The sequence below is a fragment of the Streptomyces sp. NPDC087844 genome, assembly GCF_044742785.1.
Taxonomy (GTDB): domain Bacteria; phylum Actinomycetota; class Actinomycetes; order Streptomycetales; family Streptomycetaceae; genus Streptomyces.
In genome coordinates, this window is sequence record NZ_JBIUVD010000024.1 from 43,580 (window position 1) to 59,585 (window position 16,006).

Here is a 16,006-nt window from a genome sequence, read left to right on the forward strand (position 1 = left end):
CACCCCCACGGCCGCGGGTGGGACTGGACCAGCAGCGCCGCGCGCCGTCCAGGGCGCGGGGAATCCCGCCGGCCCGCGGTCGGGACCGGCCCCCCGCGGGACGTGCCCGACGAGGGGCGCAGCCGGCCGGGTCATGCGGACAAGTGGCGCTCCACCGTCGACACCTTGGACGTGAGTCCGTCCGTCACGCCCGGCCGGATGTCCGCCTTCAGGACGAGCGACACCCGAGGCGCCCGCGCCTCGACCGCCGCCACCGCCCGCCGGACCACATCCATCACCTCGTCCCACTCACCCTCAAGCGACGTGAACATCGCGTCCGTCCGGTTCGGCAGCCCCGACTCACGAACGACCCGCACCGCGTCCGCCACGTACTCCCCCACGTCCTCCCCGACCCCCAGCGGCGTCACGGAAAAGGCGACGATCATGCGCCCACGATCCCCTCGTTGCGCGCGCGGGACGCGATGACCGCGGCCTCGGCCTCACCCTTGAGCTTGCGCTCGGCGAAGAAGCCACCCGTCGGCAGCACGGACAGGACGAAGTAGAGGGCCGCGGTCTTCGGACCCCACTTCGCCCGGTTCCAGGCATCGGCCCAGAAGATCACGTACAGGACGAAGAGGACTCCGTGGACCATGCCCATCACCGGCACCGCGTTGAAGTCCGTGGTCCGCTTCAGCACCGAACAGACGAGCAGCAGCAGGAACGAGACGGCCTCCGGGGCGGAGACCAGACGGAGGCGGCGGAGGGCGGAGGCGGTCTTGATGTCCACGGGTCACCTTCGGTGGGAGCTTTGTGAATGGGCGCACAAACGTCCGCCCATTGTGGCATTGGAGTGCCGGCGGGCCGCCTCAGGGGTCCTGGGGCGATCCCGGGGCAAGACCCCTAGGGGAACGCTCCGGGTCGTTCTCCACCCGTGGGACCTGTCGGCGAATACTTCCCGCCCGATACCTTCACCTCGTGGCGATGTTCCGACTACAAGGCAGCAAGGTGCTGGCCGTCGACATGACCGGCGACGCCGTGAAGGCGAAGAACGGCTCCATGGTCGCGTACGACGGTCAGATGGCCTTCAAGAAACTCAGCGGCGGCGGCGAAGGCATCCGCGGCATGGTGACGCGCCGGATCACCGGCGAGCAGATGACCCTCATGGAGGTGAAGGGCCAGGGCACGTGCTGGTTCGCCGACCGGGCCAGTGAGATCAATCTGGTGAACCTCCAGGGCGACAAGCTCTTCGTCGAGTCGAGCAACCTGCTCGCGACCGACGCGGGGCTGCGTACGGGCACGTCCTTCACGGGGCTCAGGGGCGCCTCGCAGGGCAACGGGCTCTTCACGACGACCGTCGAGGGCCACGGCCAGGCGGCGATCATGTCGGACGGCCCGGCGGTGGTGCTGCGGGTCAGCTCGCAGTACCCGCTCACCGTCGACCCGGGCGCGTACATCGCCCATCAGGGCAACCTGCGGCAGTCCTTCCAGTCCGGCGTGACGTTCCGCACGTATCTGGGCGAGGGCGGCGGCGAGGCCTTCCAGATCCGCTTCGAGGGCGACGGAGTCGTCTACGTGCAGCCCAGTGAGCGCAACTCGATCGCGGGAGACGTGTGACATGCCCTTCCGTGAGATCAACTCGAAGATGATCGAGGCCACCGTCGCGCCGGGCCAGAAGCTGTTCAGCCAGCGCGGCGCGATGCTCGCCTACAAGGGCGAGGTCTCCTTCACCCCCAACCTGCAGAGCGGCCAGGGCGGGGTCATGTCGATGATCGGCCGCCGGGCCGCCGGCGAGGCGGCGCCCCTGATGACCGTGGAGGGCTCCGGCACGGTCCTGTTCGGGCACGGCGGCCACCACATCCAGGTGATCGGCCTCACGGGCGACACCCTGTACGTGGAGGCGGACCGGCTCCTGGCCTTCGACGGCACCCTGACGCAGGGCACGATGTTCATGGGCTCGCAGGGCGGGGTGATGGGCATGGTGCGCGGCCAGGTGACGGGGCAGGGCCTGTTCACCACGACCCTCAAAGGGCACGGCTCCGTCGCCGTCATGGCGCACGGCGGGGTCATCGAGGTCCCGATCACCCCGCAGCGCCCGGTGCACGTCGACCCGCAGGCGTACGTCGCCCACCACGGGGACGTCCGCAACAAGCTGTCCAGCGCGCTCGGTCTGCGCGATCTGGTCGGCCGCGGTTCGGGCGAGGCCTTCCAGCTGGAGCTGAGCGGCAGTGGCGCGGTGTACGTGCAGGCGTCGGAGGAGAAGCTGTGACCACCCACCCGGGCACGGGCCCCGTGATCCACGACCCGGCGACCCTGCCGGTCGACGACAACGTGAACGCGTACACCTTCTGCGTGGAGCTCAAAGGGAGCGAGTGGTTCCTGCAGAAGGGCAAGATGATCGCCTACTACGGCTCGATGGAGTTCAACGGCATCGGGCACGGCCGCCTGGACCGTCTCGTGCGAACGTCGTTCCATTCGCCGCTGCACGCGAGCGACTGGGTGGTGGCGTCCGGCTCGGGCAAGATGCTGCTCGCCGACCGGGCCTTCGATGTGAATTCCTTCGATCTGGAGGAGGGCAACCTGACCATTCGCTCGGGCAACCTCCTCGCTTTTCAGCCAAGCCTCGCGCTCAAGCAGTCCATCGTGCCGGGCTTCCTGACACTCATCGGAACGGGCAAGTTCGTCGCCGCCTCGAACGGCCCCGTGGTGTTCATGGAACCCCCCATCCGGGTCGACCCGCAGGCCCTGGTCGGCTGGGCCGACTGCCCGTCCCCCTGCCACCACTACGACCACGGGTACATGACGGGCCTGATGGGCGGTCTACGTGCGATGACGGGGATCGGCGGGGCCTCCGGCGAGGAGCACCAGTTCGAGTTCATGGGGGCCGGCACGGTGCTGCTGCAGTCCAGCGAGGCACTGATGGCGGAGCAGGCGACGGGGGCGGTGCCGAACGAGCCGGGAGTACCCGGCGGCGGCGGGGTGCCGGGCCACCAGGGACAGCCGGGCGGCGCACCGCGTCTTCCCGGACAGCTGGGGGACCTCCAGCGTCGCTTCGGGCTGTGAGCGGTAGTCTGCAGAGTGTGACGTCGAACGTGTGCACGTCGTCACACCACCCTCACTAGTTCGCCTTTCAACCTTTTAGGTAGACTTATTTCATGGAGACCGAGACGGCCACCCGCTGGCTGACCGATGCGGAGCAGTGCGCCTGGCGCACCCACCTGGAGGTCAACAGGCTGTTGACGTACCAGCTCGAAAAGGACCTCCAGCCGTTCGGGCTGACGATAAACGACTACGAGATCCTGGTGAACCTCTCCGAGTCGGAGGGCGTACGCATGCGGATGAGCGACCTCGCGTCCGCCACCCTCCAGTCCAAGAGCCGCCTCTCGCACCAGATCACCCGCATGGAGAACGCGGACCTGGTCCGGCGCGAGAACTGCGAGTCCGACCGCCGCGGGCTGTACGCGGTGCTCACGGACCACGGCATGGAGACGATGCAGAAGGTCGCGCCGCATCACGTGGGGTCCGTACGGCGGCACTTCATCGACCTCCTCTCGCCGGAGGCCCTGGAGGAACTCCACAAGTCCCTGACCCCGATCGCGGACCACCTCCGGGGCCAGCGTGGTCGTCCGTGACGTTCGACAGGACCGACCGGACGGCCGGCTAGACCGGCTGGGTCGACCGGGCCAGGGGCAGGCGGAGTTCGAACAGGGCTCCGCCTGTCGGCGCGTCCCGGACCGTGAGTGATCCGCCGTGCCGCACGGCGACGTCACGGGCGATGGAGAGGCCGAGACCCGCTCCGCCGTCGTCCCGGGTGCGGGCCTCGTCAAGCCGTACGAAGCGCTCGAAGACCCGCTCGTGCTCGGCGGCGGGAACTCCCGTGCCGTCGTCGGCGACCCCGAGGACCGCCCACTCCCCCGCCCGCCGGACGGTCACGGCGACCGACGACCGCGTGTGCCGCTGCGCGTTGTCCAGCAGATTGCCGAGCACCCGCGTCAGCTGACCGCGGGATCCGCTCACTTCCGCGGCGTCCGCATCCACCGACACCTCGACCCGGTCCCCGACCCGCTGTCCGGCCTCCGCACGGACGAACGCGGCCAGGTCGAAGCGTGTGTCCGCCGGCCGTTCCCCCGCGTCCAGGCGGGCGAGCAGCAGAAGATCGGCGGCCAGCTTCTGCAGCCGTACGGTGTCCTCGACGGCCCCGGCCACATCGAGCAAGTCCGGGTGCGCGGCGCCCACTTCCAGCTGGGTGCGCAGCGAGGCGATGGGGCTGCGCAGTTCGTGCGAGGCGTCGGCGACGAACGCCCGCTGCCGCTCCACCGAGGCCTCCAGGGCGGCGAGTGTCTCGTTCGTCGTACGGGCGAGGCGGGCGATCTCGTCGTGGGTGGCGGGCTCGGGGACGCGCCGCGAGAGGTCCTCGGAGGCCGTGATGGCGGCCATCTCGGCACGGATCCCCTCCACGGGGCGCAGGGCCCGCCTGGTGACGGCGTACGTCACCCCGCTGACCGTCACCAGCAGCAGGGGCAGGCCGATCAGCATGGTCGTGAGCGCTGTGCCGACGGCGTCCTGTTCACCGGAGAGCGGAGCGCCCGCGTAGACGGTGAGCGGGACACCCCCCTTCGTGACCACGTCGACCCCGGCGAACCGGTAGTCGTCCGTCTCCCCCTCGACGGTCGCACTGCCCTCGCCGTACCAGGTCTCGTCGGCGATGTCGCCGGCGCCGAGGGGGTCCTCCTCGTCCGCCACCCCCTCGTCCTTGTCACCGGCGTCGTCGTTGGCGATGGAGTTCAGCCGGGCCGAGTCGCTGGCACTCACGCTCATGCTCTCGACGTCCTCGCCGACGGCGACGGCCTTCCCCTTCCGGTCCAGGACCTCAACGGGGTTCTCGTCGCCGTCCGGCAGGTCGAGATCGTTGTACGCGAACCCGTTCGACAGCGCCGAGGCGGCGTTGCGGGCCACGGAGTCGGCCTGGGTGTCCGCCTGGTCGACGAGGCTGGACCGCAGCGCGAGCAGCACGGCGGCGCCCGCGGCGACCAGTGCCACGGCGACGACGAGGGTCGCGGCGAGCGTGGCGCGGGCCCGTACCGACCTCATTCGCCGTCTCATGCCCTTGCCTCCAGTCTGTATCCGGCCCCGCGTACGGTCTTGATGAGCGTGGGGCCGAGTTTGCGGCGCAGGGTGCTGATGTAGACCTCGACGATGTTCGGGTCGCCCTCGTACGCGAAGTCCCAGACGTGCTCCAGGATGTCGGCCTTCGACACGACGTCCCCGGCCCGCACGACGAGCTGCTCCAGCACGGAGAACTCCTTGGTGGTCAGGGTGATCTCGTCGTCCGCGAGGAACACACGCCGGGCTGCGGTGTCGACCTTCAGGTTCCCGACCTCCAGTACGGGCGAGGCTCCGCCCGACGGCCCGCGCCGCCGCAGCAGCGCCTTCACCCGGGCGACGAGGACGACGTACGAGAACGGTTTGGTCAGATAGTCGTCGGCGCCCGTGTCGAGGCCCTCGGCCTCGTCGTACTCGCCGTCCTTGGCGGTGAGCATCAGGATCGGCACGTCGTGTCCCGCGGCGCGCAGGGCGCCGCACACGCGGTAGCCGTTCATCCCGGGCAGCATGATGTCGAGGATGACGAGGTCGTACGAGCCCTCGCCGACCATGTGCAGCCCCTCCAGGCCGTCGTGGACCACGTCCACGGCGTATCCCTCGGCCGTCAGGCCCTTGGCGAGCGACAGGGCGAGCCGCTTTTCGTCCTCCACGATCAACAGGCGCATGCGTCCAGCTTGGCAAACCGAACCTGAAGACACCTTCAGGAGGCTTCAGGTCGGCTTCAGCGTCGATCGGCCACATTGGTTCCTGTCGAACAGCAGACGAGGCACACGAGCCGGCTGCAACCGGCGACACCATTCGTTACTGGTTGCGACCAGTCGCACTCTGGAGGAATCCCATGAAGCGCAACATCGTCATCGCCACCATCGCGGCCGCAGCCCTGATCGGCGGCGGCACCGCGACCGCCCTCGCGGTCTCGGGTGACGAGGAGGCGCCGGCGAACAAGTCCAGCGTGCAGGTGTCGAACGACGACAACGGCCGTGACGACGACGTGAACGACACGGACGACAACGACGCGGACGACAAGGCGGACGCGGCCGAGGACAAGGCCGAGAACGCCGCCGACGCCAAGGTCGCGCAGGTCAACGCCGCCGACGCGATCAAGGCGGCGCTGAAGAACACGGACGGTACGGCGGTCTCGGCCGACCTGGACGACGAGGGCACGAAGCACGTGTGGGACGTGGACATCCTCACCAACGGCGGCACCTGGCACAGCGTCCAGGTCGACCCCGCCACCGGCAAGGTCGTCGGCTCCCACGTCGACCGGGACGACGACGGTGACGACGCCGCCGAGACCGCGCAGATCCGTGCCGCGCTGAAGGGCAGCTCCGTCACCGCCGCCGAGGCCGCGAAGGCCGGCGCCGCCAAGGGCACGGTGACCTCGGTCGACCTCGACGAGGAGAGCACGGACAAGGCCTGGGAGGTCGACACCACCGCCGCGAACGGCACCGGCAGCGACTGGAGGGTCGACCCCGACTCCGGCAAGATCACGGCGGACCGCTCGAACGACTGACGTCTCCACCACAGGTGAGGGCACCCGGCAGCGGGTGCCCTCACCGGCGTTTCATCGCCCCCGCCGCCCATGCCCGTCCCCGTCACTGACTCGGGGGCGCTGCCCCCGAACCCCCCGTGTCCTCAAACGCCGGACGGGCTGTCATGTCGCCGGACGAGCGAATGTTTTCAGCCCGTCCGGCGTTTGAGGACGAGCGCGAAGCGCGACAGGGGGTCTGGGGCGCAGCCTCAGGAACGGGTAGGGGCGGCGGGGGCGAGACCCGTATGGGCTCAGCCCTCTGCCAGGGCTTCCACCAGGGAGTCCGCCGCCCGGTACGGGTCCAGGTCGCCCGACACGATCCGGTCGGCGAGCGCGCTCAGGCGCCGGTCCCCGTGCAGATCACCGATCCGCGCCCGCAGCGCGGTGACGGCGATCGTCTCGACCTCGCGGGACGCGCGGGCGAGCCGCCTCGCGGCGAGCTCCCCCCGCTCCTCCATCCACGCCCGGTGCTTCTCCAGCGCCTCGACGACCTCGTCGATGCCCTCCCCGCGCGCGGCCACCGTCTTGACGATGGGCGGCCGCCAGTCCCCCGGGCCACGGGACTCACCGAGCCCCAGCATGTGGTTCAGCTCACGGGCCGTCGCGTCGGCCCCGTCCCGGTCGGCCTTGTTGACCACGTACACGTCGCCGATCTCCAGGATTCCGGCCTTGGCCGCCTGGATGCCGTCGCCCATGCCGGGGGCGAGGAGCACCACGGACGTGTCCGCCTGCGAGGCGATCTCCACCTCGGACTGGCCGACGCCCACCGTCTCGACGAGGACGATGTCGCAGCCGGCCGCGTCGAGTACCCGGACGGCCTGGGGCGCGGCCCACGCCAGTCCGCCGAGGTGGCCGCGGGTGGCCATCGAGCGGATGTAGACGCCGGGGTCCGAGGCGTGGTCGGACATGCGGACGCGGTCGCCGAGCAGCGCCCCGCCGGAGAACGGCGACGACGGGTCGACGGCGAGGACGCCGACCCGCTTGCCCTGCCGCCGGTAGGCGGACACGAGCGCCGATGTGGAGGTCGACTTGCCGACGCCGGGTGATCCGGTGAGGCCTACGACGTACGCGTTGCCCGCGAGCGGGGCCAGCGCGGCCATGACCTCGCGCAGTTGCGGGGACGCCCCCTCCACCAGGGAGATCAGCCGGGCCACGGCCCGCGGCCGGCCTTCCCTGGCCGCGGCCACCAGCGAGGGGACGTCCTGCATCACAGCTCCGTTCACCAGATCAGCCAGCCGGTCTCGTACGCGCGTCAGCTCTTGGGTACCCGCACGATCAGTGCGTCACCCTGGCCGCCGCCACCGCACAGCGCCGCCGCGCCCACGCCGCCGCCGCGCCGCTTCAGTTCGAGTGCGAGGTGCAGGACGAGCCGGGCGCCGGACATGCCGATCGGGTGGCCGAGCGCGATGGCGCCCCCGTTGACGTTCACCTTTTCCGTGGACACGCCGAGATCCTTCATCGACTGGACCGCGACGGCCGCGAAGGCCTCGTTGATCTCGATCAGGTCAAGATCCTCGACGCCGATGCCCTCCTTCTTCAGAGCGTGCTGGATGGCGTTCGACGGCTGCGACTGCAAAGAGTTGTCGGGTCCCGCGACGTTTCCGTGGGCGCCGATCTCGGCGATCCAGTCGAGGCCGAGCGCCTCGGCCCTGGCCTTGCTCATGACGACCACGGCGGCCGCGCCGTCGGAGATCTGCGAGGCCGAGCCCGCCGTGATCGTGCCCTCCTTGGTGAAGGCGGGGCGCAGTCTGCCGAGCGACTCGGAGGTCGTCTCGCCGCGGATGCCCTCGTCCTGGCTGAAGACGACGGGCTCGCCCTTGCGCTGCGGGATCTCCACCGGCGTGATCTCCGCCTCGAAGGTGCCGTTCTTCCGCGCGGCGGCGGCCCGCTGGTGGGACAGGGCGGCGATCTCGTCCTGCTCGGGCCGCAGGATGCCGAGGCGCGTGTTGTGCTTCTCGGTCGACTCGCCCATGGCGATGTTCTCGAAGGCGTCGGTCAGCCCGTCGTGCGCCATCGCGTCGAGCATCTCGATCGCGCCGTACTTGTAGCCCTCACGGGACTTCGGCAGCAGGTGGGGGGCGTTCGTCATCGACTCCTGGCCGCCCGCCACGATCACGTCGAACTCACCGGCGCGGATCAGCTGGTCGGCGAGCGCGATGGCGTCGAGGCCGGACAGACACACCTTGTTGATCGTGAGCGCCGGGACGCTCATCGGGATGCCCGCCTTGACGGCGGCCTGGCGTGCCGGGATCTGCCCTGCCCCGGCCTGGAGCACCTGTCCCATGATCACGTACTGCACCTGGTCGCCGCCGATGCCCGCACGGTCGAGGGCGGCCTTGATCGCGAATCCACCGAGGTCGGCTCCCGAGAAGGACTTCAGGGAGCCGAGCAGCCGTCCCATCGGGGTGCGTGCACCCGCAACGATGACGGAGGTGGTGTTGTTCGTTCCAGACATGAGGAGCGATCCCCTTCCAGCTTGCACAGCCGAGGAGTGAACGAGGGTTTACTGAAGAAGGTACTGAGCGGTAGGCCAGCCGTCATCCGGCCCGTCGTGTGATCGCGCGCACGTTGCGTAACCGGCGTCGGAGCGCTGCACTGACAGCATGCTGACGCGAATCGACCACATCGGGATCGCCTGTTTCGACCTCGACGCGACCGTCGAGTTCTACCGGGCCACGTACGGCTTCGAGGTGTACCACTCCGAGGTCAACGAGGAGCAGGGCGTGCGCGAGGCCATGCTCAAGATCAATGAGACGTCCGACGGCGGCGCCTCCTACCTGCAGCTCCTGGAACCCACCCGCGAGGACTCCGCGGTCGGAAAGTGGCTGGCCAAGAACGGTGAGGGCGTACATCACATCGCCTTCGGCACGGCGGACGTGGACGCGGACGCGGCCGGCATCCGGGACAAGGGCGTACGAGTGCTGTACGACGAGCCGCGCAGGGGTTCGATGGGCTCCAGGATCACCTTCCTGCACCCAAAGGATTGCCATGGCGTCCTGACAGAACTGGTCACTTCGGCGCCAGTTGAGTCACCTGAGCACTGACCTCCGTATATCTGGGCCGGTAGGGTTGGGCACGGCCGTCGCCTCTTCGGGGCGGTCCGGGTCCTCATCGTCAGGATCCGAGGGCCGGGGTCCAGGTTTCGGGGGATGAGCGTCGGGGGAGCAGCCCGTGCTCCGCCGTTGATCTGACACCATTCCCCGGGGGCCCTGTCCGGCGGATGGACGGTGCTCGTTTGGAGAGACTTGCGACCAGGGGACGGATGGGACCGCGCAGTGCGGGGCTACGAACGCCAGGAGCGAGAGCCGGCGGCTGACGTCGACCACCTCTCTCGGTTCGAGGCCGAGATGGAACGGCTGAAGACCGAGCGGGAGAAGGCCGTCCAGCACGCCGAGGACCTCGGCTATCAGGTCGAGGTGCTGCGCGCCAAGCTGCATGAGGCGCGCCGCAGTCTGGCGACCCGGCCTGCCTACGACAGCGCCGACATCGGCTATCAGGCCGAGCAGATGCTCCGTAATGCGCAGGTTCAGGCCGATCAGCTGCGCCAGGACGCCGAGCGGGAGCTGAGCCAGGCCCGCGCGCAGACGCAGCGGATCCTGCAGGAGCACGCGGAGCAGGCCGCCCGTCTCCAGGCGGAGCTGCATCAGGAGGCGGTCACCCGCCGCCAGCAGCTCGACCAGGAGCTGGCGGAGCGCCGGCAGAGCGTCGAGTCGCACGTCAACGAGAACGTGGCGTGGGCCGAGCAGCTGCGCGCCCGCAGCGAGCAGCAGGCCCGCCGGCTGGCCGACGAGTCGCGCAGCGAGGCCGAGCAGGCTCTGGCCGCCGCCCGCGCGGAGGCCGAGCGGATCACGGGAGAGGCCCGCCAGCGGCTGCAGAGCGACGCCGAGCGGGCGCGCTCGGAGGCCGAGGCGCTGCTGCGCCGGGCCCGCACCGACGCCGAGCGGCTGCTGAACGCGGCCTCGACGCAGGCCCAGGAAGCCACCGAGCACGCCGAGCAGCTGCGCAGTTCGACCGCGTCCGACTCGGACAACGCCCGCCGGCAGGCCGGTGAGCTGAGCCGCGCCGCCGAGCAGCGCATCAACGAGGCCGAGGCGGCCCTGCGCGAGGCGCGGGCCGAGGCGGAGAAGGTCCTCGCCGAGGCCAAGGAGGCCGCGGCCAAGACGCTCGCCGGCGCGGAGTCGGCGAACGAACAGCGCACGCGTACGGCCAAGGAGCAGGTCGCCCGGCTGGTCAGCGAGGCCACCAAGGAGGCCGAGTCCACCAAGGCCGAGGCCGAGCAGGTCGTCGCGGACGCCCGTACCAAGGCCGAGAAGATCACCGCGGAGGCCGAGGAGAACGCCCGCAGTCTCACGGCCGAGGAGACCGCGTCCCAGCTCGCCAAGGCGGCCCGTACCGCCGAGGAGGTCCTGAACAAGGCGTCCGAGGACGCCAAGGCGACCACCAGGGCCGCCTCCGAGGAGGCCGAGCGCATCCGCGCCGAGGCCGAGTCCGAGGCGGACCGGCTGCGCGCCGAGGCGCACGACATCGCCGAGCAGCTCAAGGGCACGGCGAAGGACGACACCAAGGAGTACCGCGCCAAGACGGTCGAGCTGCAGGAGGAGGCGCGTCGGCTGCGCGGCGACGCCGAGCAGTTGCGCGCGGACGCCAACGAAGAGGGCGAGCGGATCCGCTCCGAGGCCCGGCGCGAGGCCGTCCAGCAGATCGAGGAGGCGGCCAGGACCGCCGAGGAGCTGCTCTCCAAGGCGAAGGCCGACGCGGACGAGCTGCGGTCGAACGCCACGACGGAGAGCCAGCGGGTCCGCACCGAGGCCATCGAGCGCGCGACGACGCTGCGCCGCCAGGCCGAGGAGACCCTGGAGCGCACCCGCGCCGAGGCCGAGCGGCACCGCACGGAGGCCGTCGAGCAGTCCGAGGAGATCAAGGCGGAGGCCGAGCGGGCCGCCACCGAACTGCACGAGGACACCGAGCGGGCCATAGCGGCCCGGCAGGCCGAGGCGGCCGAGGGACTGACGCGGCTGCACACGGAGGCCGAGGAGCGCCTCGCCTCCGCCGAGCAGGCGCTGACCGACGCGCGCGCGGAGTCCGAGCGGATCCGCCGCGAGGCCGCCGAGGAGATCGACCGGCTGCGCGGCGAGGCCGCCGAGCGGATTCGTACGCTTCAGGCGCAGGCCGAGACGGAGGCCGAGCGGCTGCGCACGGAGGCCGCCTCGGACGCGTCCGTGTCCCGTGCCGAGGGCGAGGCCCTCGCCGTACGGCTGCGTTCGGACGCGGCGGTGGAGGCCGAGCGGCTGAAGTCGGAGGCACAGGACACCGCCGACCGCGTACGGGCGGAGGCGCAGGCCGCCGCCGAGCGGCTGGCCACGGAGGCCGCAGAGGCACTCTCCGCGGCCCAGGAGGAGGCGGCCAGGCGCCGCCGCGAGGCCGAGGAGCTGCTCGGCGCCGCGCGCCAGGAGGCCGACCAGGAGCGCGAGCGGGCCCGCGAGCAGAGCGAGGAGCTGCTGGCCTCGGCGCGCAACCGCGTGGAGGAGGCGCAGACCGAGGCCGTCCGGCTGGTCGAGGAAGCGGACCGCCGGGCCACCGAGATGGTGTCGGCCGCCGAGCAGACCGCGCAGCAGGTGCGCGACGCCGTGGCCGGACTGCACGAGCAGGCCCAGGAGGAGATCGCCGGCCTGCGCAGCGCCGCCGAGCACGTGGCGGAGCGCATGCGTAGCGAGGCGCAGCAGGAGGCCGACCGGGTCCGCGCCGACGCTCACGCGGAGCGGGAGCGGGCGACCGAGGACGGCAACCGGGTCCGGCGCGAGGCGCAGGAGGAGTCGGAGGCCGCGAGGTCCCTCGCGGAGCGCACGGTCGCGGAGGCGATCGCGGAGTCCGAGCGGCTGCGTTCGGACGCCTCGGAGTATGTGCAGCGGGTGCGTACGGAGGCTTCGGACGCCATCGCGTCGGCCGAGCAGGACGCCTCGCGTTCGAGGGCCGAGGCCCGGGAGGACGCCAACCGCATCCGGTCGGACGCGGCGACGCAGGCGGACACCCTCATCACCGAGACGACCGCCGAGGTCGAGCGGCTCACCGCGGAGACGAACCAGGAGGCGGAGCGGGTGCGCGCCGAGTCCGTGGCGAAGGCCGAGAAGCTGATCTCGGACGCGACGGGCGACGCGGAGCGGCTGCGCGCCGAGGCGGCCGACACGGTCGGCTCCGCGCAGCAGCACGCCGAGCGGATCCGGTCGGAGGCCCAGCGCTTCAAGGCCGAGGCCGCCCAGGAGGCCGACCGCCTCATGTCGAACGCCCGCGACGAGGCCGACGACACGCTGGACAAGGCGCGCAAGGAGGCCAACAAGCGGCGCTCCGAGGCGGCCGAGCAGGTCGACAAGCTGATCACGGAGACGACCGCCGAGGCCGACAAGCTCCTCTCGGAGTCGCAGGCGAGCGCGCACAAGACCACCGCGGACGCCGAGGCGCAGGCCGACACGATGGTGGGCGCCGCGCGCAACGAGGCGGAGCGGCTGCTGTCCGAGGCCACGGTCGAGGGCAACTCCCGGGTGGAGCGGGCCAGGGCGGACGCCGACGAGCTGCTGGTCGGCGCGCGCAGGGACGCGACGGCCATAAGAGAGCGTGCCGAGGAGCTGCGCGACCGGATCACCGGCGAGATCGAGGACCTGCACGACCGGGCCCGCCGGGAGTCCGCCGAGACGATGAAGGCGGCGGGCGATCGGTGCGACGCGCTGATCAGGGCCGCCGAGGACCAGCTGAAAGAGGCCGAGGCGAAGGCCAAGGACCTCGTGTCGGAGGCCGGTTCGGAGGCGAGCAAGGTCCGTATCGCCGCGGTGAGGAAGGCGGAGGGGCTCCTCAAGGAGGCCGAGCAGAAGAAGGCCGCGCTCATCGCCGAGGCCGAGGGGATCAGATCCGAGGCGGTGCGCGAGGCGCGGGCCGCGGTCGAGGAGGGCAGGCGGGAGCTGGAGGTGCTGGTCCGCCGTCGGCAGGACATCAATGCCGAGATCTCCCGTGTCCAGGACGTCCTGGAGGCGTTGGAATCCTTTGAGGCGCCGTCGAGTGGCAAGGACGGGGCCATCAAGGCGGGCGCGGCGGCCGGTTCGACCCGTTCGGGTGGCAAGCCGTCCGAGGGCTAGCCAGATGGCTAACTTCCGTGCATGCCGGGGGGCTTCGGTGAAGCTCTCCGGCAAGCGTTCCGGCCGTTAGCCACCAAAAAGGGTGTCATTCTCCATATCAATCGGGCTACTGCTCGATGACACACCGTTTTGGCCCCTAGGATTCCACCTATCACCTCACCGGTCTCATTCGACAGGAACCCCATGAGCGACACTTCCCCCTACGGCTTCGAGCTTGTGCGGCGTGGGTACGACCGCGCTCAGGTGGACGAACGCATCTCGAAGCTCGTCTCCGACCGTGACAGCGCTCTGGCCCGTATCACTGCTCTCGAAAAGCGCATCGAGGAACTCCATCTCGAAACGCAGAACGCCCAGGCCCAGGTAAGCGACGCCGAGCCGTCGTACGCCGGCCTCGGCGCCCGCGTCGAGAAGATCCTCCGCCTCGCCGAGGAGGAGGCCAAGGACCTGCGCGAGGAGGCCCGTCGCGCGGCGGAGCAGCACCGTGAGCTCGCCGAGTCGTCGGCTCAGCAGGTGCGCAACGACGCGGAAGCGTTCTCCGCGGACCGCAAGTCCAAGGCGGAGGACGAAGGCGTCCGGATCGTCGAGAAGGCGAAGACGGACGCCTCGCAGCTGCGTCAGGAGGCGACGAAGGACGCGCAGTCGAAGCGCGAGGAGGCGGACGCCCTCTTCGAGGAGACCCGCGCGAAGGCCGCGCAGGCCGCCGCCGACTTCGAGACGAACCTCGCCAAGCGCCGTGAGCAGTCCGAGCGTGACCTGGCCTCGCGTCAGGCCAAGGCCGAGAAGCGTCTCGCGGAGATCGAGCACCGTGCGGAGCAGCTTCGGCTTGAGGCCGAGAAGCTGCGTACGGACGCCGAGCGGCGTGCTCGTCAGACCGTCGAGACGGCTCAGCGGCAGGCCGAGGACATCGTGGCCGACGCGAACGCGAAGGCCGACCGAATTCGGTCGGAGTCCGAGCGGGAGCTCGCTGCGCTCACGAACCGGCGTGACTCGATCAACGCTCAGCTCACGAACGTGCGTGAGATGTTGGCGACGCTCACGGGGGCGGCTGTGGCCGCCGCGGGCGCTCCCGAGGACGAGCCGATCACTCGTGGGGTGCCTGCGCAGCAGACCCGCTAGGCGCTTGTCCCGGTACGTACGGGTTTGGGTTGTGGGAATCTGCGGGTCGGCCGTGGCTGGTCGCGCAGTTCCCCGCGCCCCTTTGGGGCACGACTTCGGAGCCCCCTGCCTTTGAGTGGCAGGGGGCTTTGTCGCGTTCTAGCGTGGGCGCATGATCGAGGTTGCGGGGCTGACCAAGCGGTACGGCGAGAAGATGGCTGTGAATCAGCTGACGTTCGCCGTGCGGCCCGGCATCGTCACCGGGTTTCTCGGGCCGAACGGCGCCGGGAAGTCCACGACGATGCGGATGATGCTCGGGCTCGACCGGCCGACCGCGGGTGACGTCCGGATCGACGGGCAGCACTACGACCGGCTCAAGGACCCGCTGACGTACATCGGCGCCCTGCTCGACGCCAAGGCCATGCACGGCGGTCGCAGCGCCTTCAACCACCTCCTGTGCCTCGCGCAGAGCAACGGCATCCCGAGGAGCCGGGTGCACGAGGTCCTGGACACCGTCGGGCTCACCGGGGTGGCGAAGAAGAAGGCCAAGGGCTTCTCGCTCGGCATGGGGCAGCGGCTCGGCATCGCGGGCGCGCTGCTCGGCGACCCCCGGATCCTGATGTTCGACGAGCCGGTCAACGGACTCGACCCCGAGGGCATCCACTGGATCCGGAATCTGATGAAGTCCCTCGCCGCCCAGGGACGTACCGTCTTCGTCTCCTCGCACCTCATGAGCGAGATGGCGCTGACCGCCGACCATCTCGTCGTGATCGGCCAGGGCCGGCTGCTCGCCGACACGTCCATGGCCGACTTCATCAGGGAGAACTCCCGGTCGTACGTACGCATCCGGTCGCCCCAGCGTGAGCTGCTGCTCGACGTGCTGCACCGGGCCGGGATCGTCGTCGTGGAGACCGGCGTCGGGACGCTTGAGGTGGACGGGCACCGGCCCGAGGACATCGGCGAGCTGGCCGCGCAGCACCGGATCGTGCTGCATGAGCTGAGCCCCCAGCAGGCCTCGCTGGAGGAGGCGTTCATGCAGCTCACGGCGGAGTCGGTGGAGTACCACGCGCACACCGACGCCCCTCTCGGCGCCGCGCCGCCTCCCCTTCCCGGCGAGCGGCCGGGACCGCAGGTGCCGGGACCCCCGTGGGGCAACGACTGGAAGAAGGGCTGAATC

The 16,006-nt window shown here is 70.6% G+C and carries 15 protein-coding genes; 9 read left to right on the top strand and 6 right to left on the bottom strand.

Features of this window, described 5'->3' with window-relative positions:
• Positions 1 to 131: 131 nt before the first annotated feature.
• Positions 132 to 425: an MTH1187 family thiamine-binding protein gene (locus ACIOKD_RS34420; protein ID WP_314414260.1), complete on the bottom strand. Its 294-nt coding sequence runs from the start codon at positions 423 to 425 to the stop codon at positions 132 to 134.
• Entirely contained in the window at positions 422 to 766 is a 345-nt protein-coding gene (locus ACIOKD_RS34425) for a DUF3817 domain-containing protein (RefSeq protein ID WP_398287010.1), read from the bottom strand. Before ACIOKD_RS34425 ends, ACIOKD_RS34420 begins: the two co-directional genes overlap by 4 nt.
• 194 nt (positions 767 to 960) lie before the next feature.
• Here ACIOKD_RS34425 and ACIOKD_RS34430 point away from each other — a divergent pair, with 194 nt between their 5' ends.
• The 4 genes from ACIOKD_RS34430 to ACIOKD_RS34445 all read left to right on the top strand — a co-directional run bounded on the left by ACIOKD_RS34430 (position 961) and on the right by ACIOKD_RS34445 (position 3,608).
• A complete protein-coding gene (locus tag ACIOKD_RS34430) occupies positions 961 to 1,593 on the top strand; it encodes an AIM24 family protein (protein WP_402091923.1) in 633 nt (210 codons plus the stop codon).
• A gap of 1 nt (position 1,594) precedes the next feature.
• Positions 1,595 to 2,245 carry an AIM24 family protein gene (locus ACIOKD_RS34435; RefSeq protein WP_189773422.1) on the top strand — a complete coding sequence of 217 codons (651 nt, stop codon included), beginning with the start codon at positions 1,595 to 1,597 and terminating at the stop codon, positions 2,243 to 2,245.
• Positions 2,242 to 3,039 carry an AIM24 family protein gene (locus ACIOKD_RS34440; protein ID WP_402091809.1) on the top strand — a complete coding sequence of 266 codons (798 nt, stop codon included), beginning with the start codon at positions 2,242 to 2,244 and terminating at the stop codon, positions 3,037 to 3,039. Before ACIOKD_RS34435 ends, ACIOKD_RS34440 begins: the two co-directional genes overlap by 4 nt.
• Positions 3,040 to 3,131: 92 nt before the next feature.
• Entirely contained in the window at positions 3,132 to 3,608 is a 477-nt protein-coding gene (locus ACIOKD_RS34445; protein WP_402091810.1) for a MarR family winged helix-turn-helix transcriptional regulator, read from the top strand.
• A 28-nt stretch (positions 3,609 to 3,636) separates the two neighbouring features.
• Here ACIOKD_RS34445 and ACIOKD_RS34450 read toward each other — a convergent pair whose 3' ends face one another.
• Together ACIOKD_RS34450 and ACIOKD_RS34455 are read right to left on the bottom strand one after the other, a co-directional pair.
• On the bottom strand, positions 3,637 to 5,079 hold the full coding sequence (locus tag ACIOKD_RS34450; RefSeq protein WP_402091811.1) for an ATP-binding protein: 1,443 nt from the start codon (positions 5,077 to 5,079) through the stop codon (positions 3,637 to 3,639).
• On the bottom strand, positions 5,076 to 5,744 hold the full coding sequence (locus ACIOKD_RS34455; protein WP_402091812.1) for a response regulator transcription factor: 669 nt from the start codon (positions 5,742 to 5,744) through the stop codon (positions 5,076 to 5,078). Before ACIOKD_RS34455 ends, ACIOKD_RS34450 begins: the two co-directional genes overlap by 4 nt.
• A gap of 173 nt (positions 5,745 to 5,917) precedes the next feature.
• On the opposite strand from ACIOKD_RS34455, the gene ACIOKD_RS34460 reads away from it, so the two are divergent.
• Positions 5,918 to 6,592 (top strand): PepSY domain-containing protein, encoded by a 675-nt coding sequence (locus ACIOKD_RS34460; RefSeq protein WP_402091814.1) that lies wholly within the window; start codon positions 5,918 to 5,920, stop codon positions 6,590 to 6,592.
• A 269-nt stretch (positions 6,593 to 6,861) separates the two neighbouring features.
• Here the strand turns inward: ACIOKD_RS34460 and meaB are convergent, their stop codons facing one another.
• Entirely contained in the window at positions 6,862 to 7,818 is a 957-nt protein-coding gene (meaB, locus tag ACIOKD_RS34465) for a methylmalonyl Co-A mutase-associated GTPase MeaB (RefSeq protein WP_402091816.1), read from the bottom strand.
• A gap of 44 nt (positions 7,819 to 7,862) precedes the next feature.
• Positions 7,863 to 9,065, bottom strand: a complete 1,203-nt coding sequence (locus tag ACIOKD_RS34470) for an acetyl-CoA C-acetyltransferase (protein WP_402091817.1) — start codon at positions 9,063 to 9,065, stop codon at positions 7,863 to 7,865.
• Between the two features lie 148 nt (positions 9,066 to 9,213).
• Between ACIOKD_RS34470 and mce the strand changes: the two genes are divergently transcribed.
• The 4 genes from mce to ACIOKD_RS34490 all read left to right on the top strand — a co-directional run bounded on the left by mce (position 9,214) and on the right by ACIOKD_RS34490 (position 16,003).
• A complete protein-coding gene (gene mce, locus ACIOKD_RS34475) occupies positions 9,214 to 9,654 on the top strand; it encodes a methylmalonyl-CoA epimerase (RefSeq protein WP_107021276.1) in 441 nt (146 codons plus the stop codon).
• 231 nt (positions 9,655 to 9,885) lie between these two features.
• The gene (gene scy, locus ACIOKD_RS34480) at positions 9,886 to 13,734 is read left to right on the top strand and encodes a polarized growth protein Scy (protein ID WP_402091819.1); all 3,849 of its coding nucleotides are present in this window, start codon (positions 9,886 to 9,888) and stop codon (positions 13,732 to 13,734) included.
• Between the two features lie 183 nt (positions 13,735 to 13,917).
• On the top strand, positions 13,918 to 14,850 hold the full coding sequence (locus ACIOKD_RS34485) for a cellulose-binding protein (protein ID WP_402091820.1): 933 nt from the start codon (positions 13,918 to 13,920) through the stop codon (positions 14,848 to 14,850).
• 151 nt (positions 14,851 to 15,001) lie between these two features.
• Positions 15,002 to 16,003 (top strand): ABC transporter ATP-binding protein, encoded by a 1,002-nt coding sequence (locus tag ACIOKD_RS34490; protein ID WP_402091822.1) that lies wholly within the window; start codon positions 15,002 to 15,004, stop codon positions 16,001 to 16,003.
• Positions 16,004 to 16,006 lie beyond the last annotated feature (3 nt).